This is a genomic window from Paraburkholderia elongata (assembly GCF_013177735.1).
Classification (GTDB): domain Bacteria; phylum Pseudomonadota; class Gammaproteobacteria; order Burkholderiales; family Burkholderiaceae; genus Paraburkholderia; species Paraburkholderia elongata.
In genome coordinates, this window is record NZ_WOEZ01000292.1 from 33,542 (window position 1) to 57,419 (window position 23,878).

Here is a 23,878-nt window from a genome sequence, read left to right on the forward strand (position 1 = left end):
CCCCGCGAGCGGCAGATCAATCGCGCAGCTGCAGCGCTTGCGACAGCGAGCGCGGCGGATGGCCGGTGCCGTAAAGGATATTGGTAATAACCCAGCGCGCGCCCTGCGGCGCCAGTTGCATCTGGGTTCTGGCGACAGTGGGGTCACCCTTCAATTGCCAATCCAAGGTGACCCGCGCGGTCTTGTGAGTCTGCCGTACTCGAGCGATCCGATAGCTCGAAACGGCATCCGGGATACCCACGACCACCGAAATCTCGGCAAAGGGCGGCTTGCTGTCCGGATAGGCTTTTTCCTGCCGATCATTCTCGGCCCGCGCGTCAGCCATCGAGCGCAGTAAGCCCTTGCTGAAAGAGGATTCGAAGGGTTCGTCGCCGGCGTGTGGCAATCCAACCGAGCCGTCCTTGATGGTCCAATCCGCAACCGCTCTCGTCACCGACCGAGGCGTGCTCGTTTCTGCATTGCCCGCTTGCAAATAGAGTCCCAATAGCGCGGCACCGGCTATCTGATGAAGCTTCATGGCGTACCTTCCCCTCTGCGTCAAACGTCCTCATGCCGCGCCGCTAAGCGTGCATGGCAAGCATCTCATTGCCCTGCACGAGCGGTAAGCGACTCACTCACTAACGTGAACAACGCCGCCGGAACCGGCTGCATGAACGTCAGCGAGATTAGGACTGGCCTTTGCGCGACGGGTTCGCCTGTGCGACGTTTTGCAGCGCGAACGGTGTATCGCGCAGACGCGCCGCCGAGGGGTTCACGTACGCGTAATCGATGCGCCGCCATCGACTAGCGAAGCGGTGCCGGTCACGAAGGACGAGTCGTCGGACGCGAGATAAAGCACCGAGCGGGCGAGTTCTTCCGGCCGTGCGACCCGCTTGAGCGCATGCAACCCGGTCACGAAGGCCTGCGACTCCGCGGTGTCGTTCATGCCGCGATACATCGGTGTGTCCACGGCGCCGGGCAGAATGGCGTTGACGCGCACACCTTGCGGTCCATACTCGGCAGCAAGCGCCTGCGTCAGCCCAATCAATCCGGCCTTGCTCGCAGCGTATGCCGCGGTGCCCGGGAAAGCGAATGAGTAGCCGACGAACGTCGACGTGAAGATGATTGATCCACCGCCTTGCTTCACCATCTCGGGGATCTGGTGCTTCGCACCCAAAAACGCGCTCGTCAGATTGGTCGCTAATGCGGCCGACCACCCCGCCTCTGACACGCCCGTGGTCGGGCCCATTTCGCCCAGCGTGCCGGCGTTGTTATAGGCAATGTCAAGACGGCCGAAGCGACTGACGGCGAGCGCGACCAGCGCTTTCGCGAAGTCCTCTGACTGCACGTCGCCCGCCAGAAACGCGGCCTCACCGCCTTCGCTGACGATCTCGGCGACGAGCGTTTCAAGTTCGGCTTCACGGCGCGCCGCGACCACGACTTTTGCGCCTTCCGCGGCGAACAGTTTTGCGGTGGCACGGCCAATTCCCGCACTGGCGCCGGTCACGATGGCGACTTTTCCTGTCAAGCGTTGCATGTTCAATCTCCTGCTGCTGTTGGTTGGCCAGTGCCCGATGCCTTGGTCCGTGAGAAGGACTATAGGCTTCAGCTACAAATGCAGAAAGGCATAAAACATGGGTATATCATTCAGCAATTGTGAATGATCGGAGAAGCACATGGATCGGCTGCGTGCTTTTGAAGTCTTCGTAACCGTGGTCAGCCGCGGCAGCTTCACGCGTGCAGCCGATGCGCTCGAGACGTCGCCCGCCAACGTGACCCGCTACGTGAATGAGTTGGAAGCGCATCTCGGCACACGCCTCTTGAATCGCACTTCACGCAGGCTTTCTCTCACCGATGGCGGCGAGACCTTTTACGCGCGCTGCAAATCTATCCTCGACGACGTCGCCGAGACTGAGGGGCTTGTGTCATCGGCGTCGGTCGAACCGCGCGGCCGGCTGCGCATCAATGCGCCTGTGAGCTTTGGGATTCTGTATCTGGCGCCACTATGGCCCGAGTTCATGCAGAAATATCCGGAAGTGGAACTCGACGTTGCGCTGATTGACCGTGTCGTCGATATCGTCGATGAAGGCTACGACCTCGCCATTCGCATCTCACGCGCTGGTTCAATTAACCAGGCAGCCCGCAAGCTGGCGACATCGAGAAACATTCTGTGTGCATCGCCAGCGTACCTGGCGCGTTGCGGATTCCCTGCAGCGCCAGCGGACTTGATCGAGCATCGATGTATCGGCTACTCGTATGCGGCCACCGGCGACGAATGGCAACTGATCGACAGTGAGCGCAAGGCTCACCCCGTGAAGGTCAACTGTCACATGCATACCAACAACGGCGATACGGCGCGCGCGGCGGCACTCGCTGGGCAAGGTGTGATCTGGCAACCCACGTTTCTGGTCGGCAACGACCTACGCACCGGCAAGCTCGTTCAGGTATTGCCTGAGTATCGCTTGCCCGACATCGACGTACTTGCTTTGTACCCGAGTCGTCGGCATGTGAGTGCCAAGATACGCGCGGTGATCGATTTCCTGGTCGATGCGTTCGGCGGTGTGCCGCCATGGGATCGGGCTGACGGGGGTTGAGCGGGTGTCCTTGTGTGGATTTCCCGTTAAGAGCGCCGCTCACTCTAGCCGTTCGACAAATTGCGAGCGGTCGAACGGTGCCTCGTATGGTTCCGGCCAGAATTCGACGATCTTCGTGATACTGCCATCATCGACCGTGAAGAAGGAAATTGCTCTCGCACGTAGCACCCCATCGGTGACCGAAACATCCGACACCGCCTCACCGTCGCCCCCGACAATACGATTGATCGTGAAGACCCAAGGGCCTCGCGCCGGATATTCGGTGTTTAGCAAAGCAAAGTTAGTCGCGCCCCGGATACGCTCGTTTGATTGCGGCCACTCCAGAACAAAGTCTTGCGAAAGAACTTCCTTTACAGCGAAAAAGTCGTTTGTCGCCATAAGGCGCCAAAACTCTTGAACCACATGAACAGCGCTATCGGATGGTTTGGTCATAGTTCTGAAAGGTCGAATATTTTGCTCCTGGTTCGTGGTGCTAGGGCGACACGCTACGACTTTTTCAACAGTATCGATATCCAACGTCATCCGCGAGTTCGCGCCCGCCCCCAGTCCCGCTCCTGAGGCATATCATGGTTAAGACGCCACCCTGACCGACAGGTCGACTGGCGTGACCAACAGGAGAAGCAGCAATGGCCAAATCCGCGGATGTGATCGTGATTGGGTCCGGTGGACTTGGAGCGGCTACAGCCTATTATCTGGCTAAACGGGGCACCCGCCGGGTCGCGCTTCTCGATCGACACGAAATCGGCTCACAGACATCTCCACGAGCGGCTGGCATGGTCAATTGCTTGCGCAAGAATGACTTGATGATCAACTTGATCACGTCGGCGGCAAACAAGATCAGGCGATTCTCTGCGGACACCGGCCAACCTCTGGATTGGGTGCAGTCGGGTAGCCTCAAGGTTGCGCGCCGTCCGGAAGATGCCGAGGTCATTCAGGAGGACATCCAGCGCGGTCGGCGTCACGGCCTGGACGTGGAGGAGCTTTCCCTTGACGCGGCCCACCGGCTCAACCCGTTTCTTGAAACGACGGGAGTTGCGGCGGTGATGCGCATCGGCGATGACATGTATTTCAATCCCGCCCAACTAGCCGTCGGCTTCGCGCGTGCGGCGCAGGCGTACGGTGCGGAGGTACTGCCGAAGACTCCGGTCACGCACGTCCTGATCGAGGATGGCGAGGTCACCGGTGTCGACACCACGCGCGGTCGCATACGCTCCCCGGTTGTCGTCGATGCAGCCGGCGCCTGGACACGACAAGTGGCCGAAGCCAGCGGAATACAGGTTCCCCTCATCACGACAGCGCAGCAACTGTTCGTCACCGAGCCGGTCCCCGATGCCCGAGCAGAATTGCCGATGATTCGGATTATGGACGCCGCCGTCTATATGCGGCCCTGTGATGGTGGTTTTCTCTGGGGGGTCTACGAGGACGACCCGACGTTCTTCGACATGAATGACTTCGACACCAACTTCGACATCAAGGATCTGTCGCTTGATGCCGAGGTGCTCTGGCACTACGGTCGAGACGTCGAGGCTCAGCTTCCCGTCCTTCTCAAGGCCGCGGTACGTGAGCATCGCGGTGGGCTGCCAACGATGACTGCCGATGGGCAGCACATTGTCGGGCCAGCGTCCGCAATTCGTGGATTCTACTTTGCGAGCGGCTGCAATGTCGCGGGCCTGTCAATTGCCCCGGCACTGGGCGAAGCGCTTGCCGCCTGGATCATCGACGGCGCGCCTCCAATTGACCTGACGCCTCTTTCGGTCAGCAGGTTTGGCGCCGGGCCATGGCCGGACGATGAGTTGAAGAAGCAGGCAGCGTGGCAATATCGTCATTTCTATGGCGCGAGATAACTCCGTCATCGACGCATCCCGCAACGGCCGTATCGGAGGCGAACGGTTGTCTTAGGCCGGGCCGAATGGCCACTCCGGGTGACGACGCGACTGGCATGATCCGCGCACAAAGGTCCATGTCGGCTGACTAAAGTCTTCTGTCTGATTGCGCTGAAATCGGGAAGATATCGTCTGGCTGCCGCCGTTCATTCCCTCATAGAGGTCGCCGCAAGCTGGTCCTGTGTCCAGCTTTCTATTTCTGTGAACCCCGTCTTTTTTTTCCCGGCGGACGTTGTCAAGTGAGCGGCCCATCGGTGTCGCCGGGTTCGATATCCGGCTGTTCCAACCGGTGCGCATGCCCCTTGCCTGCTATCGCATCCAGAATCAGTTCTGCGATGATTCTGCCGGACGAGTGCCCTGTTTGCTGCACGACGGACGTCACCGTGCGAGGGGATGCGACGTCGGACGGCACACCGTCGTAGACAATCAGCGAGATGTCCGTGCCGAGCCGCTTCCCGCTGTCTTTGATCGCGCGAAACGCGCCAACGCCGGCGATGTTGTTGTCCACCAGCAAGGCGGTTGGCGGTTCGGCACGTTCAAGCAGTGCACGCGTCCCTTCGTACGCGTGCACGCGGTCAAACGCGCCCTCGATCATCAGCGAAGCGTCCGGCTGAATCTTCGCCTCGCCTAGCGCGCTCAGAAATCCGGCACGCCGTTGTGCCGCAAAGCTCATTGTTAGCGGCGCACTAATCAAGGCAATCCTTCTGTGGCCGAAGGCGATCAGACGTTGCGTCGCGGCGCGGGCACCCGCTTCGTTGTCGAAGTCGAACCACCCATAAGGCACCAGGCTGTTCGTCCGTCCATAGGCGATGAACGGAAACTGGCGTGCCTGTAGAAACTGGATGCGCGCATCGTCGATCTGAGTCCGCGCCACGATCAGACCATCCACCAGCTTGTTTTCGACCAGGCGGCGGTACGTTTCGAGTTCCGCATTCGGCCGGGCGGAGACGATGATCAGGTCCAGGTCGCTCTCTCCGAGGCGCTCTGTCATGCCCGCCACCACTTCCCCGAGGCGCGGATCGCCAAGATCGTCCGTCCCAAACGGGTAGATCATGCCCACTGCCTCGGCGCGGCCGGTCGCGAGCCGGCGAGCGGTCGGGTCCGCGTGGTAGCCCAGCGCGTGCGCCGCCTCGATGACCCGCTGGCGCGTTGCTTCATTGACGTCGTCGTATCCGTTTAGCGCACGGCTAACGGTCGTGCGGGAAAGTCCGAGCGAATCGGACAGCGTTTTCAGACTCACCTTCAAAGTTTCACCTTTGGAATTTCCTGTTTTGCGCGTGGCCGCCCTTGCAGATCAGCACTTCTCCACCACCGGCCAGTCGCCATGGTACCTCAAGCCAACGCAAACGTTTGACAATCAAAACCGGTTTGAATTAAGATCCAAACCGGTTTGGAAACTTTTGGCTTCGAGGTATTGGAGCCATTCATCCTGACACGGGCGCGCGAGAGACCATCATCTGTAGCCCGCTAAAAAAGAGACGTCCGGCGCCCTACTGTGGCGAGCAAGCCGCTGCATTCGGTTGCCGGAACGATCCAGCCCCATCCACCTCGCCGGCAAAAAGGGCGAGTGAAGCCAACCAACGTAGTTCGTTTCATTGTTTCACCGCAGTGAGCTTTCTGTTATCCCCAGCACCCGGTATCTCGAGGTTCTGAATCAGATACTTCGTAGAGCTAAGTCAAATGGCAGCTTTCCCGCCGTTCCGGCGGTTTCGGGCAGCCTTCGTTGCGCACTTACCTTAGGATGTGACACCCGATGAACAGACTCCGATCCTCCCAATCCCAGTCAACTCGTGCCCGCCTGCGTTCTACCGTAGTTTGCGGCTCCCTGCTCGCTAGCGCGGCAGCGCCTGCGCTCGCGCAATCGTCGGTGCCCGGTTTTCCTGCGCCGACGCCGCACACGCAGCAGGCCTATGACCCGGAAAGCAGTTTCACGATGCGCTGGACCCGCGCCGATATCCGTCAGATCAAGGCGCAGTCGCATACGGCAAGCGCAGTGGACAAGAACTCGCTGCCTGCGTCGCTGACCATGCCCGACATTCCGCAGGACTTTCCACTCATCAATTCCAATGTGTGGGTGTGGGACACATGGCCGCTGGCCGATCTGAGTGCGAACCAGTTGAGCTTCAAGGGCTGGGAAATCATCTTCTCGCTGACGGCAGATCCGCACGCAGGCTACACGTTCGACGATCGCCATGTGCATGCACGCATCGGCTTCTTCTATCGCCGCGCGGGCATTCCGGCGTCCCAGCGTCCGGCCAACGGCGGCTGGACATGGGGCGGCCATCTTTTCCCGGACGGTGCGAGCGTCAAGGTATTCGGCAACGCCCCGATGACGAACAACGCGGAATGGTCCGGCTCTGCGCGCCTGATCCATGGCGACAATGTGAGCCTCTACTACACGGCACTGTCGTTCAACCGCTCTGCGCCAGGCGGCTCGGACATCACGCCGCCAATCGCGATCATTTCACGCGCGGATGGACACATTCACGCGGACGACAAGCACGTCTGGTTCACCGGCTTCGACGACCACAAGGCCCTGTTGCAACCCGATGGGGCGATGTACCAGACGGGTCAGCAGAACGACTACTATTCGTTCCGCGATCCGTTCGTGTTCACCGATCCGGCGCATCCGGGCAAGACCTACATGGTGTTCGAAGGCAATACGGGCGGCCCCCGCGGTGCCCGGACGTGTACCGAGGCGGACCTCGGATACGCGCCCAATGACCCGTACAAAGAAGACCTCAACACGGTGATGAACTCGGGCGCCGTGTACCAGAAGGCGAATGTCGGTCTTGCCATCGCGACCAACAAGCAGCTCACCCAGTGGAAATTCCTCCCGCCGCTGTTGTCGGCGAACTGTGTGGACGATCAGACGGAACGCCCGCAGATCTACATGAAGGACGGCAAGTACTACCTCTTCACCATTAGCCACCGCGCGACGATGGCCGCCGGTGTAGACGGGCCGGACGGCGTGTACGGTTTTGTGGGCAACGGCATACGCAGTGACTTCTTGCCGTTGAACGGCGGCAGCGGCCTTGCGCTCGGCAACCCGACCGACTTCGACGCTCCAGTCGGCGCTCCTTACGCGGAAGATCCGAACCAGAACCCGCGCGCGTTCCAGTCTTATTCGCACTACGTAATGCCGGGCGGCCTCGTCGAGTCGTTCATCGACGCCATCGGTTCGCGACGCGGCGGTACGCTGGCGCCGACCGTGAAGATCAAGATCGACGGCGCGTCCACTAGCGTGGACCGTGCCTATGGCAAGGGCGGTCTCGGCGGCTACGGCGATATCTCTGCGAACACGGCCGCGCAAGGCAACGACGAGGGCGGCAATCACGGCTCCAGCGGCGGTTTGCGCTACGGTGCCGCAGCCGGCGATGGTAATTCCGGCGAGTAAGCGGCTCTGAAACGGCGGGAGCAGGCGAAGACTGCCTGCTCCCGCACAACCGCAACCGCAGTGAGCGGACGAGCGATACAACGATGAACCGCTGGATTCCCAACCTGGCTGCCCACCACGGGCCGGCCTATCTAGCCGTGGCGGACGAAATCGAAACGGCGATTCGCGCAGGACACTTCAAGGCGGGCAACAGACTGCCCTCGCAACGCCTTCTCGCCGATTTCCTCGGCCTTCACGTCAACACGGTGAACCGCGCGATGCGCGAAACTGCGCGCCGTGGCTTGACTGCCGGCAGCAAACGCAGCGGCACGGTCATTCTCGAGCGATCCGCCTGAGCAGATGATCCTTTCCGACCGCTGCAAGGAGAAAACAACCCTATGCGTGACTCGCGACACCCCTTCCTCCGCCGACGCCTTCTGCCGTCGTTGCTATGCGCCGCGCTAATGGCTTCGATTACAGAGAGCGCTGCGTCGTACCCATTGCCGGCCGCGAGCGATTCAGACACATCGCAGTGGCGTTCCGCGCTTCACTACACGCCCCAACGCAACTGGATGAACGATCCCAATGGATTGGTCTACGACAAGGGCATCTATCATCTCTTCTATCAGTACAACCCGAATGCAAATGTCTGGGGCGACATGTCGTGGGGACATGCCACCAGCCGAGATCTCCTCCACTGGACCGAGCAACCGGTCGCGATGCGCGCGAATCAAACCGAGGAGATCTTTTCCGGCTCAATCGTCGTCGACACGCATAACACCGCCGGATTGGGGCCAGCGAATTCGTCGCCACTCGTGGCGCTTTATACGAGCGTGTACAAGGCTGGCTCCGGACATCCGCCGGGCACCCAGGCTCAGTCACTCGCGTACAGTCTGGATGACGGCCAGACGTGGCAGAAGTACTCACGCAATCCGGTCCTGACGCTCAACCCGGAATCGAATAACTTTCGCGATCCTAAGGTTTCGTGGTATGAGCCAGGCGGCTACTGGTTGATGACTACCGTTGTCGCCGACGCGCACGTGGTCAAAATGTACCGGTCCGACAACCTCATTGACTGGACGTTCCTGAGCGACTTCACGCTGCCGGACATTCCTCATCAAGGGTCATTGTGGGAGATGCCCGATCTCTTCCCCCTTCCTCTCGATGGAGACAGTCGCAATCAGAAGTGGGTAATGATCGTCAACGTCAACCCATGGTCGATTGCCGGTGGCTCCGGCGCGATGTATTTCGTCGGCGGCTTCGACGGCAAGACGTTCACGCCGGAGCATGTGCCGACGGCCGGCTCCGATCCTTCACGATATCAGTGGCTCGACCATGGCGCGGACTATTACGCAGCGGGCACTTTCGCCAGCGCGCCGGGCGGCAAGGCTATCACGATCGGCTGGATGAGCAATTGGGACTACGCGGCCCGCATACCGACCGCGCCGTGGAAGGGTGCGATGGCACTTCCCCGCATGCTGTCGCTGAAGACAGTGGACGGCATGCCGCGACTGACGTTCGAGCCGGTGCAGCAATACGCGTCCCTCGTACGCGAGGGTGCCACGACGCGCATAAAGGAGCGCACGGTTTCGTCCAGTACACAGGAACTCGCGCCGTCCACGCGAGGCACCGTGCAGAATATCGATCTGACGATCACGCCGCGTTCAGCACAGCGTACCGGCCTCATCGTGCGAGGTTCGGCGAATGGCGCTGTCGGCACCCGCATCTTCTACGACACCGGCACCCAGACGTTGACGGTTGACCGTTCAAGCTCCGGCAAAACCGGTTTCTCGGATGCGTTCAGCAAACAGCACATCGTCAATCTGCCGCTGGAGAACGGGAAGTTGCGCCTCACTGTTGTTGTCGATATGAACTCAGTGGAAGTGTTTGCGGGTGGCGGCGAAATCGTCGTTACGGATCTGATCTTCCCCGCGCTCGACGACGATCGTTTGTCCCTTTTCGCCGACAACGGTACGGCGACATTCAGCGATATATCAATCACCGATCTTCCCGATCCGCACAGCACCCGGCACGCGCGCTAGCAGGCGTGGACCGACTTATGGCTTATTTTTATCTCGATCCCGAAGTTGCCGGTGGTTTGGGGAAGCATAGCGTTGTCGACTTAAGTGCAATCCGTCGCTTTCCCGAGACATCAAATTGCTGTTCCGTCGCCGCCCCGGAGCCGCGCTTCGAATCTGGTCATAGCAGCCGTTCCTCGCTTTCAGACCCCTTGGACAAGATACCATTACAATCCAGCACTTCGATCCGATAACGGTGATTTGCGCCATGAGATACCTCCTTGCATCGACACTCGCGGCGGTCATCGCGGCCACAAGCACGGCCGCGATAGGCCAAACATCCGGGGGCAGCGATACACCCAAACTGGAGTGCGCCATCGGGTATGTCACCGGCGTGGGTGGATCGGCACCGAGCTTTCGTGAATACCTGGCGACTCCCGATAGAGACAGGTATCGCTACCTTGCAGACCACCCGATCCAATGCAAGATTTCCGACGAGGGTCGCGCGTCTGCCTGTATTGGCGTCACAAGCCTTCGACATGAAAAAGTCAGCGTGTACGACGACATCGACAACGCGACGATGGCCGTGGTCGCGCGCGTGGAACTCGACCAGGGGACATACCCGGTGATTATCGTTGTGCGAAAGCAGGACGTGCAATGCGAGGAGTAAATGCCGTTACGGCGCTAAGCGCCACCTTGCGTGCCGACCCTCCTTGATGTAGGGGCGAATACCCTTCAGAAGTCGGCCCGTCATGTCAATACGGCGACGTCAACGCAACTGCATGGCGCCGCTCGGAGTACAGATCGTTTGGGTGCCATGCGGGGATTGTCGGCAGTTCACGCGGCTGCCTTCAGCGTCCACAACTGGCCGAACAGGGTCCGACGGGTTCCTCAGCCTTCCAGCTCAATACGGTATCGCAGAGTCTCAGCGAATCCATACGCCGCCGTCTTTCTGAAACGCTCGACCAAAACACCGCCGCAAGCTGCGATGACCTTCTGCGAGGCTATGTTGTCAGGATCGACGGTTAGCTCGACGTACGCCAGGCCCTGCCGCCTCGCTTCGCCCAGCATTAAATTGAGCGCCTGCTTGGCGTAGCCGTTGCCTCTCTTCCACGGCACGATTGAGAAGCCGATATGGCCGAGCACATAGGGCGGCAATTCGGCAGTTCCAGCTTGCCAACGAAATCCGATCGAGCCGCTAATGTCGCCGTCCCAAATCCATCGAACGATGCCAGGCAGACGGGCGACGGTCGAGCCATCGGGCAAAGGAATCGGTCCACCCGACGCGGTCGGATCATCCAGGCCGTCGACAAACGCATCCGCGTTCATTTTGATAGCGTGCAATTGTTCGCGCGCAGCTGCCTCCTTGCGAACGTTGTCAGGTGACCATCCCGCCTTCAGGGCAGCAACGTAGCTTGGCAGCAATGCGGTCGTTGGCTTCAGCAGTTCAATTTTGCTCATTTGAGTCGATACGTGTCAGAGAGCAATGATTGTCAACGGTTTAAACGGTTCCGTCGATCGTCCCTTCCTGGCCGATCCCAGTCCGCCGGCAAACTTCCGCGGATGACTGCAATTGGCCCGCGAGTCGTTCGCTGTGCGCTACCGCAAAACAACTACTGATATGCTTGGCAACCTACACTAGTGCGCTGCGAGCGGACTAGTGGCTCAACATAAAGTCCGGCCGTACGGGGTAGATCAAAACTGGACGAAAATCAGCGATGAGCACGGCACTGAACGACGACCCGCAACACACTGCTATACCGCTAAGCCGCTTGTTGTTGCCGCCGGAGCCGCCCACGCTTGCTCCCGGCATCGTGCACAGCAATTTCAGCGTTCAAGGCGACGCCCGTCAAAGCTTCCTGGCCTGGCAGGAGCGCATGAGTCCTGTCTACGACATACAGCCTTCCTCGAAGCAAGCTGAGGATACGTTCGTTGCATCGCTGTCCCGTTACACGATCGACAATCTGAGCTTCTTCGACTTCCGCACCGCGCCGAACCTGGCCGTGCGATCGTTGGGCAGGGTTTCGACCGAGAGCGTTCGCGACATCACCTTTAGCGTATTCCTTGAAGGGCCACCGGCGCAGTTCCTGGGCGGCAAGCCACGCTCCGACGCGCAGCCCATACCGCAAGTCCCAAGTATCCTCGCGCTGGATATGGATCAGCCATGCACAATCCGGAGTTTTCATGGTCGGATACTGCTTCTTTTTGTGCCGCGCGCCCTGGTGGAAAGGTCGTTCCCTGATGCCGCCTCGCTGCATGGGCGCTGGATCCACGCCACTACCCCTTTGACACGCATACTGATTGAGCATCTTGTGGCGCTAAAGCGACAAATCGTCGGACTGAGCAAGGAGGAAGCGCATCAGTCCTTTCTCACTGCGGTAGAGCTACTCGTCGCAGCTTTCAGCCGTCAAGCGGGTCTTTCCGGCAACGGCCGCGCGGCGGTACGTGCTGCGGTCTATGGACAAGTGCGGCGACATGTCGAGGCCAATCTGCACGATCCGGATTTGTCGCCTGACAGTGTGTTGGCATCGCTGCATCTCTCGCGCGCCAGCGTGTACCGTCTCTTTGAGCATGAAGGCGGCCTTGCCGCTTATATTCGCAGCCGCAGGCTGCGAATGGCGGCCGATGAGCTGGTGCGCTTTCCGCATGTGGAGGTACAGGACATCGCCTCGGGGTTGGGTTTCAATGATGCGTCGAGCTTTACGCGTGCGTTCCGTCGCGCCTTCGATATCGCGCCACGGGAATTGCACGAGTACGCGCCGTTGCTCCAGCGCGAACATCCAAGACGGGAGCGCTTCACATAGACAGGCAATGTTGAACAGGTTGGATATCGGATTAGCGGTTTAGCGGTCGAGGGTGCTTCTGACCGACTTGCTATTGCGCGGCCGTGAGCTTGAGTCCCGGCCGCGACGCTTGTGACGTTTCCTGTTGACCTTTACGCTGATCGGCCACCTGCTCGATGCCGTTTTTTATAACCTCCTCGCAAAAGGCCAGGCGTGCACGGTAGTAATCCGCATGCATTTGCGCATCGAGGATTCGCTGCTCTGCCTGGAAAAGCTCCAGACGCAGTTCCCGCAATGCCTTTTCGGCTTGTTTCTCCGGGGTGAGTGCGTTGTGCACAGCCCAGTTTGCGATCCATCTCAACATGGCGAAGTCCTCGTGTCGTTGGATGCTCTTCCTCTGCCACGACAAAGGCTATCAAAATACGATTCAGGCGTGTGTTAAATAATGTTTGTGCATCACCTGTCACAAAAACGACACCTGTCGTCGATCGGTAGCACGCGACCCGAAGCGGTCTACCCGTTAGTCCCTGAACGGCCAGTTGATCGGAAACGCTGTGGGTCTCGAAGGATAACCCCTCAATCTTTGCTCTCTTTGGGAAGGTCCACGATAACCTTATTGGTGCCGGCCGCATACAGGCGCTTGCCCTTGCGTGGGTAGTCGCAAACGTCATGCTCCAGCCTCTGACCGGCGACGATCAGAACGAGAGGCATGTGACCAGTATTCGACAATGTATGTGCAGCGCCTCCGCGTGCAAAACCCATGAAGTCCCCTGGTCCAACTTCGTGTACCTGATCGTCAATAATCGCCTCGCCGTTGCCTGAGAGGATGTAGACACATTCCTCTTCGTAAAGGTGGCGATGATATTCGGTGGACTCTTTCCCCGGCTGGAGCGTTACGAGGTGAAAGCCGAACTGGGTGAGCCCGGTCATTTCACTCAGCGACCTTTTAAGACGAACTGCTCGTTCATTCAATGGATGGACGGAGCGCTGGGGCTCCATTGCGTCGATTTCGATTGCCTTCAACAGCTCGCGTGCTTGATTCGACACTATTCGCCTCGTCTCTAACGGGTACTGCTTTTTGTGAAAGTCAGCTTAGATTGTCAACGGTCTTTTCATCAATGTCGAATGACCACGTGGTCGCACTGAGACAGACGACGACCGGCTCAGATCGACCCACTGCCGTCATTCGATGATTGCCCACGAACGTCTCAAATTCAGTCTAGCGCTGCCATTCGCGGGAGCGTGACTGAACGTTATCGTGAACGGCCGCTATGTAGAACGTCGCTTGCCTCCACTCTACCCACAACTGCCCTTCGACTCGCGGGAAAACAGACGTTCGAGAAATGTGCTTTTCGGCTGGCGGTGATCACTCGGTAGAATGGCGTCGGTGCCGATCGCAACCAAGGCGGCCCCAGCCAAAACCTGAACCGGCGTAGTCCCTCATGACCTTGTTTCAAACCGTGACAGTCCTGATCGCGCTGACTGCGTTGGGTGGCTATCTGAACCACCGCCTTCTACATTTGCCGCCCACGATAGGCCTCATGGCAATTGCGCTGGTGTCCTCTCTCGTGCTGGTCGTCCTGGGGGAGACCGGCATTGTCGAAGTCCACAGGTATGCCCGTTTCGTTCCCAGTATCGATTTCAGCGATCTGGTATTTCACGGCTTTCTCGCTTTTCTGCTGTTTGCCGGGGCGCTGCACGTGGACCTGGGTGATCTGTACAAGGTTAAGTGGACCGTCACCATCCTTTCGACGCTTGGCACCATCATTTCCACGTTTGTCATCGGCGCCTTGTTCTGGTGCGCAGCTTATCTGCTGGGATATGAGCTGCGCTTCATCTTCGCCTTGCTGTTCGGCGCACTGATCTCTCCGACCGACCCCATTGCCGTCCTTGGCATCATCAAGAAAGCCGGCGCGCCGAAGGATCTGGAAACCCGGATCACTGGCGAGAGCCTGTTCAACGACGGTGTCGGCGCGGTGATCTTTCTGACGATCCTTGATATTGCTACCGGTCGGAGTGAGCCGAGCGTTGCGAGCGTGTCGTGGTTTTTTGTCCAGGAAACGCTTGGCGGTATCGCGCTCGGCTGGCTTCTCGGCTGGATTGTGTTTCGCCTGCTTCGCAAGATCGACGACTATCAGGTCGAGGTTCTGCTTTCCATCGCGCTATGCATGGGTTCGTATGCGCTTGCCGACGCGATTCATATGTCAGGGCCGATCGCCGTGGTCGTCGCCGGGCTGTTCCTGGGCAACAACGAACGAAACCTCGCGATGTCCGAACAGACGCAAAAGTATCTAGAGACGTTCTGGCAACTGATCGACGAGATTCTGAACAGCTTGCTGTTCCTGTTGATTGGGCTGGAAATTCTCGCGATCAAAGAGACTGGAACCTATCTCGTCCTCGGATTATTGGGCATTGCGTGCGTATTGATCGGGCGCTCCATCAGCGTCCTGATCCCGATCAGGATCATGAGTTTCGTTTTGTCGTTCCCGAAGGGCACCACCACACTGCTGACATGGGGTGGCCTGAGGGGCGCTCTTTCCATCGCGCTTGCCTTCCTGCTACCCCCCGGTCAAGAGCGTGAGTTAATCCTCACGACCACGTATATCGTTGTGATCTTTTCGATCCTCGTTCAGGGGCTGACCTTCGGCCCGCTTCTCAGAAAAATAGTTCCTCCGGCGCAGGACGGCTGACGGTCTGCAATTGTCAGGGGTGCTATCGAAAAAACGCCTTGAGAGAAACTCCGATCGTCCGCGCCGCACGCAATCGTCTGAAACAGGCCGACTCCTGACGCGCTGCGCGTATCGATTGATGGGTTATGGAAAGCGGAGTTCGGTGGTCAGCTCAACGCGTGGGATAACTTACGATGCCGGATGCGACAGGGCCGCGTGCGGATTAGCGTGATCCGGGCGCAGGATCGGACGTCAAAACTAGTGTGTTCCACGATCCCGTGAGTAGCGGCGCAACCTGTCCAAGCCCATCAAAAATGCTAACGTAATCGCTCCGAAGGCGAGAATTGCGCCGATGTAAAGCAGGTCCATGGTGTGTCTCCTAACGTTGTTTTGTACCTTTCATGTTGGCTACAAATTCGTAAAAGGTGCGTTAAGAGATTGAGGAGACTTGTAAACAAAGAGCAAAAGCCGGTCGAATGTTCGGGCTAACTTCGAAGATCTCTCGTCGTCTCAGAACGGGTCGTTCAGAATTCCCTGTGAGTGAGTCAAGTTGGGTGGTTTGCGCCTGCCGCCCACGGGCAGAAGTCGACCCTGAACTGCCGGTCGTGTTCCGATATTGTTTAGGTTTGTAGGATGCCTGCCCTTGACCGTACGCATGGGCGCGCGCCACAGGGGCATGCGGGCAGACGTCGTACAAACCTAAACAGTCGCTGCCTGCTGGCGATCGGCAGCACGCGACCCACTCCGGCCCGACGTACGTCCTTCAGGGCTGTCCGTTCCTGAGCGTACATGAGACCCTCATGCAATCTTTGCTGCTGCCCTTCGACAGGCGCGACTCGACGAACAGGTCAGCGCGTGCGTTCGCGTTACGCTGTCGGATCGCTGTCCTCGTTGCGCCGACCCATCACCTCAACGTAATGGGCAATACGACCAGCGGAATCCCGTCAAGATGCAGGCGGCGCTGAAGGCCGAGTGCGGTCTGGTTGTGCAGCAATTCGCTGAAACGTCGGTTGGCCGGTAAGATCAATTGATTGGTGAAACAGACACATCCCGGAAAACGAGCGACCGAATCTCGTATAAGCCGCTCCAGCTCCGCGATGACATCGGTACTGTGACCTACCATGCGGCTTGTGCCGAGCCCCGCTCTCCAGCAAATGGCCTCAAGTTGTTCCAGCGAAGTCTCAAGTCTCTCGTGCTTGCGCCGGAGCGCCTCTGGCGCGCCAAGCGCGTCCGCTTGCACCTTGACGACGCTGACTAGCACGACGCTCCGGAACCGCCCAGGAAAGAGGCGCTGAATCCATAACAACGTGTGAATCGCGGAACCCCAATGCTCGGTCACGAGGAGGACCGCCGCCTGATCGCCTAGTGTCGACGGGCTCGCACGAGCCGCAGCCAGTTCGTGCGTAGGCAACGCAAAGAGCGCATCCATTTCGTTGCGCCGCTCCTCGACCCAACGATAGTGACGCCGTACGGCAAGGCAGCCGCCGATTACCAACAGGGTCACGCACAAGGTCGCCCAGCCACCCGCGTAGAACTTCTGCGTCAGCGTCACCAACAGTATCATCGCAGCAATCGCAAAGCCGGCACCCGCCACGGCGAGGCGCAATGGCCAGTGGCGGACCTCACCTCTGCGTGTCCACCAGTAGCGGCACAGGCCGGCTTTTGCGAGCGCCAGGCTCAGGAATACGTTGATGCTGTACAGCACCACCAGCACACCCAGTTCGCCGTGGGTTGCTATCAGGATGACGAGCGCGCAGCCGCCGACGAACACTACGCCGTTCTGCCGTACCAGACGGCTCGACAGGTTGCAGAACCGATGCGGCAACCACGAGTCCGTCGCCATGCTGCCCAGCAGCGACGGCGCAAAGATCAGGATGGAATTGGCGGCCACAAACAGGATCGCCCCTTCGAGGGCAAGTACGGCCAGCAGCAACGCGCTTCTCGCAAACGGCCCAAATGGCAGCCTGGCGATCACCGTCCCAAACGCCACGGCGTTGAGTGTTTGTCCATAGACGGGCCGCACGCCCGATAGGGTATAGAGAAGAAGAATGCCGCCCGCGACGAAACCGAGCGCCAGTGCGACGGATAGCAGGGTCGTCCGCCCGGTCCTATATCGTGGCTTGGCGAGCAGATTGACGTTGTTCGCGATCGCCTCGATGCCGGTAAAGGAGCTTCCGCCGAGGGAATAGGCGCGCAGCAACAGCGCGGCAACCAACGGCCAGCCGATCTGCTGCGACAGACTCTGGGCACCGGTCACGGTATGGGCCACCGCAATCGGCATACTATGCGCCGACGAGCCGATGCCGTAGACGATCAGGAATCCGTGGCTCAACAGAAACGCCAGGACGATGGGTAGCAGGAAGCGGATCGCCTCGCTCACCCCACGCAAATTCAGCGTGACCAGAAGCAGCAGCAGGCCGATCTCCACCGCCAGCTTGTGTGCCTGGGCGCCCGCGGGCAGTACGCTGAACAGGCCGTCGGTGCCGCTCGCCAGCGATACCGCGATCGTCAACACGTAGTCGACTAGCAGTGCCGAACCCGCGATAAGTCCAATACTGGGCCCGAGGAGTTGCGACACCACCTTGTAGTTGCCACCCCCGGACGGAAACAGCGCGATGATCTGCGTGTAGGCGAGCGCGAGGATGATGAGGGTCGTGGCGGTCGCAACGGCCAGGACCGGCCCAAGTTCCGGGTGACTACCCAGCGCGAGGAAGGCCTTCTCCGGTCCATAGCAGGCGGACGACAGCCCATTCGCGCCGAGCCCCGCTGACGCGAGTACTGCCGTCAGCAGGATGCGCCGTCGCGTGCCGGGGTCGTCGGGATTGTGCGGCGGTCCCACGAGCCAACGCGGAAAATGCCTCAGGTTGAACATGAGTCTGCTCAGAATGAGACCGCGACAGTCGATGCCGCGCTTCGTACTTCAGCTTACTCCACTGCGCACGATGCAAAGGACCTGGTCTATCATCTCCCCCACCCACCGGTCGACATCCGAGACGCGCCACTTGAGGTCCAACAGGCACGAAAAGCGAAACCTGCGCTATACATAACCGTGAGCGGCAGTGACACGCGAATGTCCGGTGAAGTGGACCTTAGAGACGTTCGCTTCGCTGGAGCCAAAGTCCACTCTTGGCCGCTGTGTGACGTCGATCAGCGATTCCTGTCATCGGCGGAGTCGATCGCCGAATAGCGCGGTGTCCGTATCTGGCCCATGTTCGCCTCAAGATAGCAGGGCATGTCCCGCGTGGCACAGCGAGAACGGAAGAAGCAATCGAGACCCACGGCTCCGTCTAGTGGGTACCACCGGGTAACGTCATTGCTACGCACGCGCGGCGTTAGGCAGTGATTTCGCGCGCGATGATCTCGACCAACTCAAAATGCAGCGTCACCAGCTCGAAGTGGTCATGCAGGTCCAGGTGCGGCAGGCAGCGAATATGGCACTCCCGAAATTCCTCTGCGCTGGAAAATGCTTCGCCACGCCAGACTTCTTCCGGAATGTTCCCGAATTCGATCGTATATACATTGGTGGCCTTGATGATGCAGCGAAGCCGCTGCTTCAAATCATGGACTTCGATAACGTCACCCGGTGCGTAACTGCCATCGCCATATTCGCCGTACGGCTTGTAATATTCTGCGACCGTGTCGGCGGTGACGGTCTTCTGACCATCCATGACGGCGCGCGGAAGACTGTCGTCGTTTTCGTCAGCCCCCCAAAACGTCAGTCTCTTTCTTCTGTTCATCTCGCATCCTTGTGCGTTGCTGCTTCCTTAATCGCTCGATTCCAAGCAGCGTTACGAATGTCCCTCTCCGGCCGCACTGGGTCCGACGCAGATGTCGGAGCATCGCCGCGCGCGGCGTCTATGCGAGTGGCATAAGACGACCCTGAAAAAACGTTGGGAATGCCACGAAGCGAACGTTTGGGGTCGAGCAAAACTGCCTTTCAAACTTTCGCGCACTCTTGCTCTGCACCACTGCTCCCACCACAATTGCGCTTGCGTTATTGCAATACCTGTCCGTAACGGATCCGCCGAGATGGTTCTTAATGCAGTCCTTCCGGAAGTACTACGCTTTGCGCTATGAACAAGAAATTGATTCTCGACAGTGTGTTTGGCACACTTGCATTCTTCGCCCTCGTATTTACGCCGGCGTGGACGTTCAATTATTGGCAGGGCTGGGCGTATCTCGCCACTTCTATTGGGGCATCCCTTCTCTATACGATCTATCTCATCATATACGATCCGGCACTCCTGGCTCGGCGCCGGCAGGTGGGTCCGTCGCATGAGAGCGAACCGGCCCAGAAAATCATAGTACTGTTTATCATTGTGGCGTTTGTCGCACTTGTCGTATTGCCACCGCTCGATTGGCGATATGCATGGTCGCCCGTGCCGTGGTATGTATCAATCATCGGCGATGCGCTCGTAGCGTTCTCATATTATGTGTTTTATCTTGTCTCCAGAGTCAATAGCTATGCGGCTGCCAATGTGCGCGTGGAAGAGGGACAGAAGGTTGTGGACACGGGTGTGTACGCATGGGTGCGTCATCCGATGTATTTTGGCACGCTGTTTCTGATCATCGGTACGCCGCTTGCGCTTGGCTCTTGGTACACGCTCGCGCTGACACCCGTTCTTCTGATTGTTCTCTATTTCCGCATAAAGAGCGAAGAAAAAGTGCTCGTTCGCGATCTCGTCGGCTATATCGAATACCAGAACAAAGTGAAATATCGCTTGATTCCGTTCGTTTGGTAACAACGACCATGACAACACTTAAAAGCATTCGAGAAGCGGGACTCCCGCGACACGACAAGTATTGGATCTATTTGCGGTGACCGCATTGAAGTAAATGGGGGGCCGTATCGTATCGCTGCTTCTGGCCGGGTGCCGCCTCATGCGATTCCCATATCAGCTTCGGCATCGCACGGCAGCGACTGGCAGCAGGCGACCCTCTCCGGCCGTTCGCCTCGTATGAACGCCACGGCAGCTTCCAGGCTATAACGGTCGTTCACGCGGTCATCTCTGCCAGCGCGTACTCGACACTGAGCGGTCCATCGCACCGCAGGTGATAATATCCGTTGAACCTTAAGCAAACGCATTACTCACGAGTTGCCTTGTAAACCCGTTCGACGTCCGGAACGTTGTGGACGTTGCATCGTGGCGAGCAGCCCGAACAATTGAGCGGTGCGGCGTGTAACTTCGCGCACCGGGCGAGATCGGTGGCCGTTATGATAGCCATGTGGCCCCCGGCAAATGAATACGTATTTCACGTATTTTCGTCAAGGCCAGTACCAATCGCATCGGCGACACCTGCAATGAAATCAGGGGCGGACTGACAGACCCACTGCATGAGACCTAAAAAAAATTGTCAAGATGTTATGTCACCCGGGCACGCGGCTTGCCTGAGCTTTTTGAAAACGTTAAAACCACGCCTCATTAACTGACATGTGGTCTATGGTGCTATCACTCCGCTACTTGGGAGTTTTGGGAATCTGCGCTTTGTTCGCGGCTTGCGGACAGATTGCGTCCGAACATGCTGCGTGCAGAGCTGATTCCTGTCGCATGCGACACGAGATGTTGCAATCCGGCGAGGCGTCATGGTATTCGGCAACGTTCCAGGGGCATCTGACCGCAAACGGAGAACGCTATGATGGCGGCGCATTAACGGCTGCCCATCGAACATTGCCGCTCGGCAGCTATGTGCGCGTCAGTTCGTTGGCAACAGGAAAGTCGGTTGTCGTGCGTATCAACGATCGCGGACCATACATCAAACACCGAATTATCGATCTCTCTTATGCCGCGGCGAAGACCTTGGGTTTGACAGACGCACGGTCGATGCAAGTACGGATTGAACGTGTAGAGAGCACGGCGAACACACAGACGGAGTCGGACGGCGGCGGAATCTTGACGACGGGAAACGGCAGTCGGTAGAAAACACGCGGGGCGTCAACGGCAGCTTCCATCGTGCAACGGTCATCCTTGCCTACATGCTGGCCGACCGGGGAGGCCCTCGCAGTCATCCGCTATCTCGCGATAGTCCATCATTCGCACCGCGCGATTCTGAATGCGCCTGCCTTTTGTCCGATATTCATCTGGCATCTGCGAATATCGTGGACTACGCTACTTTTTGCTATGCGACTTTAAAGCGTGGCTGACTCACGAAGTCACAATTGCGCGGACTTTCGTACACCCCTTCTGCACGTGCCTGCCGACACCGAGCGAAAAATGACTGCTTGGTGAAGCGTTTCGCCATTTATTTACTTTGGCCAACGCCGAGGCTTTCTCGCATCCCACGCGGGAACAGCCGACCGCATCGACGGCCCCTGGTTCACTTATCGCTCGTTTCCGTAAACGGCGGCAGCCAGGTATTACTGCAGCGATTTTTAATTTCATTTGTTTGAATTGGACGCCTCATCCCGCTAGGCAATAGGCCCCTGCGCGCTGTGATGTTACGCGCCTGATTGGGTGACAAGGAGACGACCATGAAGATCAAGCATTTAAGCATTTTGTCAGCAACCGCCGTTGCACTTCTCTCGCTCAGTGGCGCCGCGCAGGCCGACGGCCCCGACGGCCACGGCAGCCCCGGCGGCTCCCGCGGCCTTTGCTCGAATGCAACCCTAAAGGGACCGTATGGGTTTACCGGTCACGGAGAGATTCTTGGATTGATAGGACCGGATAATAAGGTTCATCCGTACGCCTCTACGTCGATCCTTGATGACGTCGCCCTGGTGACGTTCGACGGCGCAGGCAGTTTTACGCGCACCGACTTCGGGGTTATCGGCGGGCTGCCGAAAGGGGGGCAGACTACATTTAATCCGAACCAGAAAGGAACCTACACGGTGAACTCCGATTGCACCGGCACCATGCAAATCGTCTATACCGCCGGCGGAGCCGTGCCGGCCGGCGTCGAGACTGATCTGAACATCGTCGTCGCTGCCGACGGGACGCTCATCGAATCCGTTGTCTACAGGGCGGTCACCGTGTCAGGCGAGAGCGGGGACAGCAAGGTGACGTGTCCACAGTATTGCGAGCAAGGTGTGCAAGAAAGCTTTGAGGGGAAAAAGGTCGTGGTCTACGGCTTCCGCTAGTCGAGTCCTGGATGGGCTCACGCTCGCTAAGGCGCTTGCCATGAGTGGCGCTGAGCCCGACCTTGGGCGCAGGTTTTCGGCCCTTTAATTCCCGCGCCTTCTGGCCTGACGATTGGGTCACTTCCCCGACCTATCGCGATACGGCGGCCGCCGGTGCTCGCGTTGCCGGCGGACACCGACGCCACCAACATGATCATGGCTGCGCCGGGAGGCCAAGCGTCGATCATATGATCACGAGCGTAAGTCCGTTCATCGGAGCGCGGCGGATGTTCGAACGTCCGCGTGAAGGTCCTGCTGAACGTCTCTTGGTGGCCGAACCTTGCCGATCGTCGCGTGCTCGACTGTGCGTTGATACGAGCGGCGGCACGCGACCCGCAACAGCCTCTCGCGGTGGCCGGGACCGACGTCTCAACCTGACCGCAGAGCAGACTCCCGCAACGATTTTTCGGCGTCGGCAAATCAGGATGCCTTGCATGAACGTGAAGTCAAATGCCCTGATAGCCGCGGCACGATGCTGTTACGCAAGTGCGCCGCGGCAAGGGTTGCGCGGCTTACTTCAGACGCGCTTGCAACTCGTTGGCAAGCTGCCTGGTTGCGGCTTTGGTCGGCGCGTCTCCGGCGAGCGCGTTAAGCAAGCCAAAGTCGTGGATCGTGCCGTTGTAGCGAATCGTGGTGACTTCATTGCCCGCAGCGTCGAGTTTGCGACCGTAGGCCTCGCCTTCATCGCGCAGCACGTCGAACTGCGCTACCTGGATCAGCGCTGGCGGCAGACCTTTCAGCTGATCCGCTGAAGCACGCAACGGTGAAGCGTAAATCTCGTTACGCTGTTTCGGATCCTTTGTATAAGCATCCCAGAACCACTTCATCATCGGCCGGGTCAGGAAATGGCCTTCCGGATAGGTGTTGTACGAGCCGTCGCTGAAATCGTTGTCCGTCACCGGCCACATCAGGCCTTGAAAGCGGATTGCGGGGCCCTGCTTGTTCTTCGCCATCAGGGATACAACCGCGGCCATGTTGCCGCCGACGCTGTTGCCCACCACTGCGAGGCGGCTGCCGTCCACACCGATTTCATTGCCATGTTCCGCGACCCATTTGGCTTACTTTCCGCAGGTTGAGGACGCAATATGACGCGAATTTCGTTGCTAGCCTGGCGACCGAAAGGCGTGCTCTGGGACGCCGAGGAGCGTGAGTACCTGACGCTGCAGGTCCGTGAATGGCACGTCGAAGACCTGCACAGTGTGTGCACCATCGATCAGCCGGTGACGTTCGGCGAGGCTGAACAGCCGTAGGATCTGTTCGGTGGTCGGGCGCTTGCACTGACGCTGCTCGGGGTACAGGGGAAGTTCATCGATGTGCTTGCGCGTCATGACAAGACGCAGCTCGCGTTCAATGAGCGCCTGCACGAGCAGAGCGAGGAAGTACAGCGTGAAGAAAGCCTCGATGCGGCCCTCATCCTTCAGGAACACCGGTGCGATCTCATGTACGGTCTTGACCTGTTCGA

The 23,878-nt window shown here is 58.9% G+C and carries 21 protein-coding genes and 1 pseudogene; 11 read left to right on the forward strand and 11 right to left on the reverse strand.

Going from position 1 to position 23,878, the window contains the following annotated elements:
• Nucleotides 1-16: 16 nt before the first annotated feature.
• Both GNZ13_RS47390 and GNZ13_RS47395 read right to left on the reverse strand, forming a co-directional pair.
• A complete protein-coding gene (locus GNZ13_RS47390; protein WP_172178036.1) occupies nucleotides 17-517 on the reverse strand; it encodes a hypothetical protein in 501 nt (166 codons plus the stop codon).
• 234 nt (nucleotides 518-751) lie between these two features.
• Complete coding sequence (locus GNZ13_RS47395) at nucleotides 752-1,516, reverse strand: SDR family oxidoreductase (RefSeq protein WP_172178038.1); 765 nt, start codon at nucleotides 1,514-1,516, stop codon at nucleotides 752-754.
• A 139-nt stretch (nucleotides 1,517-1,655) separates the two neighbouring features.
• Between GNZ13_RS47395 and GNZ13_RS47400 the strand changes: the two genes are divergently transcribed.
• Nucleotides 1,656-2,573, forward strand: a complete 918-nt coding sequence (locus GNZ13_RS47400) for a LysR family transcriptional regulator (RefSeq protein WP_172178040.1) — start codon at nucleotides 1,656-1,658, stop codon at nucleotides 2,571-2,573.
• Nucleotides 2,574-2,612: 39 nt separating this feature from the next.
• Here the strand turns inward: GNZ13_RS47400 and GNZ13_RS47405 are convergent, their stop codons facing one another.
• Nucleotides 2,613-3,005, reverse strand: a complete 393-nt coding sequence (locus GNZ13_RS47405; RefSeq protein ID WP_172178072.1) for a nuclear transport factor 2 family protein — start codon at nucleotides 3,003-3,005, stop codon at nucleotides 2,613-2,615.
• A gap of 194 nt (nucleotides 3,006-3,199) precedes the next feature.
• Between GNZ13_RS47405 and GNZ13_RS47410 the strand changes: the two genes are divergently transcribed.
• On the forward strand, nucleotides 3,200-4,417 hold the full coding sequence (locus GNZ13_RS47410; RefSeq protein WP_172178042.1) for an NAD(P)/FAD-dependent oxidoreductase: 1,218 nt from the start codon (nucleotides 3,200-3,202) through the stop codon (nucleotides 4,415-4,417).
• A gap of 274 nt (nucleotides 4,418-4,691) precedes the next feature.
• Here the strand turns inward: GNZ13_RS47410 and GNZ13_RS47415 are convergent, their stop codons facing one another.
• Complete coding sequence (locus tag GNZ13_RS47415; protein WP_172178044.1) at nucleotides 4,692-5,702, reverse strand: substrate-binding domain-containing protein; 1,011 nt, start codon at nucleotides 5,700-5,702, stop codon at nucleotides 4,692-4,694.
• A 507-nt stretch (nucleotides 5,703-6,209) separates the two neighbouring features.
• Between GNZ13_RS47415 and GNZ13_RS47420 the strand changes: the two genes are divergently transcribed.
• The 4 genes from GNZ13_RS47420 (at nucleotide 6,210) to GNZ13_RS47435 (ending at nucleotide 10,520) form a co-directional block, all read left to right on the forward strand.
• On the forward strand, nucleotides 6,210-7,853 hold the full coding sequence (locus GNZ13_RS47420; protein ID WP_172178046.1) for a glycoside hydrolase family 68 protein: 1,644 nt from the start codon (nucleotides 6,210-6,212) through the stop codon (nucleotides 7,851-7,853).
• A gap of 83 nt (nucleotides 7,854-7,936) precedes the next feature.
• Nucleotides 7,937-8,188, forward strand: a complete 252-nt coding sequence (locus GNZ13_RS47425; RefSeq protein WP_172178048.1) for a GntR family transcriptional regulator — start codon at nucleotides 7,937-7,939, stop codon at nucleotides 8,186-8,188.
• A gap of 42 nt (nucleotides 8,189-8,230) precedes the next feature.
• Entirely contained in the window at nucleotides 8,231-9,874 is a 1,644-nt protein-coding gene (locus GNZ13_RS47430; RefSeq protein ID WP_172178050.1) for a glycoside hydrolase family 32 protein, read from the forward strand.
• A gap of 244 nt (nucleotides 9,875-10,118) precedes the next feature.
• On the forward strand, nucleotides 10,119-10,520 hold the full coding sequence (locus GNZ13_RS47435) for a hypothetical protein (RefSeq protein ID WP_172178052.1): 402 nt from the start codon (nucleotides 10,119-10,121) through the stop codon (nucleotides 10,518-10,520).
• 221 nt (nucleotides 10,521-10,741) lie between these two features.
• Here GNZ13_RS47435 and GNZ13_RS47440 read toward each other — a convergent pair whose 3' ends face one another.
• Entirely contained in the window at nucleotides 10,742-11,311 is a 570-nt protein-coding gene (locus GNZ13_RS47440) for a GNAT family N-acetyltransferase (protein ID WP_172178054.1), read from the reverse strand.
• Between the two features lie 311 nt (nucleotides 11,312-11,622).
• On the opposite strand from GNZ13_RS47440, the gene GNZ13_RS47445 reads away from it, so the two are divergent.
• Nucleotides 11,623-12,654, forward strand: a complete 1,032-nt coding sequence (locus GNZ13_RS47445; RefSeq protein WP_236002510.1) for a helix-turn-helix domain-containing protein — start codon at nucleotides 11,623-11,625, stop codon at nucleotides 12,652-12,654.
• 70 nt (nucleotides 12,655-12,724) lie between these two features.
• On the opposite strand, the gene GNZ13_RS47450 is transcribed toward GNZ13_RS47445, so the two are convergent.
• Both GNZ13_RS47450 and GNZ13_RS47455 read right to left on the reverse strand, forming a co-directional pair.
• On the reverse strand, nucleotides 12,725-12,997 hold the full coding sequence (locus tag GNZ13_RS47450) for a hypothetical protein (RefSeq protein ID WP_172178058.1): 273 nt from the start codon (nucleotides 12,995-12,997) through the stop codon (nucleotides 12,725-12,727).
• A gap of 212 nt (nucleotides 12,998-13,209) precedes the next feature.
• Nucleotides 13,210-13,632, reverse strand: coding sequence for a cupin domain-containing protein (locus tag GNZ13_RS47455; protein ID WP_172178074.1), 423 nt, complete (start codon nucleotides 13,630-13,632; stop codon nucleotides 13,210-13,212).
• Nucleotides 13,633-14,075: 443 nt separating this feature from the next.
• On the opposite strand from GNZ13_RS47455, the gene GNZ13_RS47460 reads away from it, so the two are divergent.
• Complete coding sequence (locus tag GNZ13_RS47460; RefSeq protein ID WP_172178060.1) at nucleotides 14,076-15,323, forward strand: cation:proton antiporter; 1,248 nt, start codon at nucleotides 14,076-14,078, stop codon at nucleotides 15,321-15,323.
• Nucleotides 15,324-16,206: 883 nt separating this feature from the next.
• Here GNZ13_RS47460 and GNZ13_RS47465 read toward each other — a convergent pair.
• Both GNZ13_RS47465 and GNZ13_RS47470 read right to left on the reverse strand, forming a co-directional pair.
• Nucleotides 16,207-18,174 (reverse strand): APC family permease, encoded by a 1,968-nt coding sequence (locus GNZ13_RS47465; protein WP_172178062.1) that lies wholly within the window; start codon nucleotides 18,172-18,174, stop codon nucleotides 16,207-16,209.
• A gap of 460 nt (nucleotides 18,175-18,634) precedes the next feature.
• Entirely contained in the window at nucleotides 18,635-19,039 is a 405-nt protein-coding gene (locus GNZ13_RS47470; RefSeq protein ID WP_236002511.1) for an ASCH domain-containing protein, read from the reverse strand.
• A 336-nt stretch (nucleotides 19,040-19,375) separates the two neighbouring features.
• Between GNZ13_RS47470 and GNZ13_RS47475 the strand changes: the two genes are divergently transcribed.
• From GNZ13_RS47475 to GNZ13_RS47485, 3 genes are all read left to right on the forward strand, one after another.
• On the forward strand, nucleotides 19,376-20,044 hold the full coding sequence (locus GNZ13_RS47475) for a methyltransferase family protein (protein WP_172178064.1): 669 nt from the start codon (nucleotides 19,376-19,378) through the stop codon (nucleotides 20,042-20,044).
• Nucleotides 20,045-20,863: 819 nt separating this feature from the next.
• A complete protein-coding gene (locus tag GNZ13_RS47480) occupies nucleotides 20,864-21,220 on the forward strand; it encodes a septal ring lytic transglycosylase RlpA family protein (protein ID WP_154565409.1) in 357 nt (118 codons plus the stop codon).
• Nucleotides 21,221-21,771: 551 nt separating this feature from the next.
• Entirely contained in the window at nucleotides 21,772-22,377 is a 606-nt protein-coding gene (locus GNZ13_RS47485) for a hypothetical protein (RefSeq protein WP_172178066.1), read from the forward strand.
• Between the two features lie 551 nt (nucleotides 22,378-22,928).
• On the opposite strand, the pseudogene GNZ13_RS47490 reads toward GNZ13_RS47485, so the two are convergent.
• Together GNZ13_RS47490 and GNZ13_RS47495 are read right to left on the reverse strand one after the other, a co-directional pair.
• Nucleotides 22,929-23,471 (reverse strand): annotated as a pseudogene (locus GNZ13_RS47490) (alpha/beta hydrolase); the annotation flags it as partial.
• A 48-nt stretch (nucleotides 23,472-23,519) separates the two neighbouring features.
• Nucleotides 23,520-23,878, reverse strand: a 359-nt coding sequence (locus GNZ13_RS47495; RefSeq protein WP_216675300.1) for a hypothetical protein, incomplete at its 5' end; no start/stop codon positions are given.

What these genes read in the sequence shown, in the direction of transcription:
- GNZ13_RS47405 (WP_172178072.1), bottom strand. Translation starts at nt 3,005, where the DNA reads ATGACCAAACCATCCGATAGCGCTGTTCATGTGGTTCAAGAGTTTTGG.
- GNZ13_RS47475 (WP_172178064.1), top strand. Translation starts at nt 19,376, where the DNA reads ATGAACAAGAAATTGATTCTCGACAGTGTGTTTGGCACACTTGCATTC.
- GNZ13_RS47450 (WP_172178058.1), bottom strand. Translation starts at nt 12,997, where the DNA reads ATGTTGAGATGGATCGCAAACTGGGCTGTGCACAACGCACTCACCCCG.
- GNZ13_RS47435 (WP_172178052.1), top strand. Translation starts at nt 10,119, where the DNA reads ATGAGATACCTCCTTGCATCGACACTCGCGGCGGTCATCGCGGCCACA.
- GNZ13_RS47460 (WP_172178060.1), top strand. Translation starts at nt 14,076, where the DNA reads ATGACCTTGTTTCAAACCGTGACAGTCCTGATCGCGCTGACTGCGTTG.
- GNZ13_RS47390 (WP_172178036.1), bottom strand. Translation starts at nt 517, where the DNA reads ATGAAGCTTCATCAGATAGCCGGTGCCGCGCTATTGGGACTCTATTTG.
- GNZ13_RS47420 (WP_172178046.1), top strand. Translation starts at nt 6,210, where the DNA reads ATGAACAGACTCCGATCCTCCCAATCCCAGTCAACTCGTGCCCGCCTG.
- GNZ13_RS47410 (WP_172178042.1), top strand. Translation starts at nt 3,200, where the DNA reads ATGGCCAAATCCGCGGATGTGATCGTGATTGGGTCCGGTGGACTTGGA.
- GNZ13_RS47455 (WP_172178074.1), bottom strand. Translation starts at nt 13,632, where the DNA reads ATGGAGCCCCAGCGCTCCGTCCATCCATTGAATGAACGAGCAGTTCGT.
- GNZ13_RS47480 (WP_154565409.1), top strand. Translation starts at nt 20,864, where the DNA reads ATGTTGCAATCCGGCGAGGCGTCATGGTATTCGGCAACGTTCCAGGGG.
- GNZ13_RS47465 (WP_172178062.1), bottom strand. Translation starts at nt 18,174, where the DNA reads ATGTTCAACCTGAGGCATTTTCCGCGTTGGCTCGTGGGACCGCCGCAC.
- GNZ13_RS47485 (WP_172178066.1), top strand. Translation starts at nt 21,772, where the DNA reads ATGAAGATCAAGCATTTAAGCATTTTGTCAGCAACCGCCGTTGCACTT.
- GNZ13_RS47470 (WP_236002511.1), bottom strand. Translation starts at nt 19,039, where the DNA reads ATGAACAGAAGAAAGAGACTGACGTTTTGGGGGGCTGACGAAAACGAC.
- GNZ13_RS47395 (WP_172178038.1), bottom strand. Translation starts at nt 1,516, where the DNA reads ATGCAACGCTTGACAGGAAAAGTCGCCATCGTGACCGGCGCCAGTGCG.
- GNZ13_RS47400 (WP_172178040.1), top strand. Translation starts at nt 1,656, where the DNA reads ATGGATCGGCTGCGTGCTTTTGAAGTCTTCGTAACCGTGGTCAGCCGC.
- GNZ13_RS47425 (WP_172178048.1), top strand. Translation starts at nt 7,937, where the DNA reads ATGAACCGCTGGATTCCCAACCTGGCTGCCCACCACGGGCCGGCCTAT.
- GNZ13_RS47430 (WP_172178050.1), top strand. Translation starts at nt 8,231, where the DNA reads ATGCGTGACTCGCGACACCCCTTCCTCCGCCGACGCCTTCTGCCGTCG.
- GNZ13_RS47440 (WP_172178054.1), bottom strand. Translation starts at nt 11,311, where the DNA reads ATGAGCAAAATTGAACTGCTGAAGCCAACGACCGCATTGCTGCCAAGC.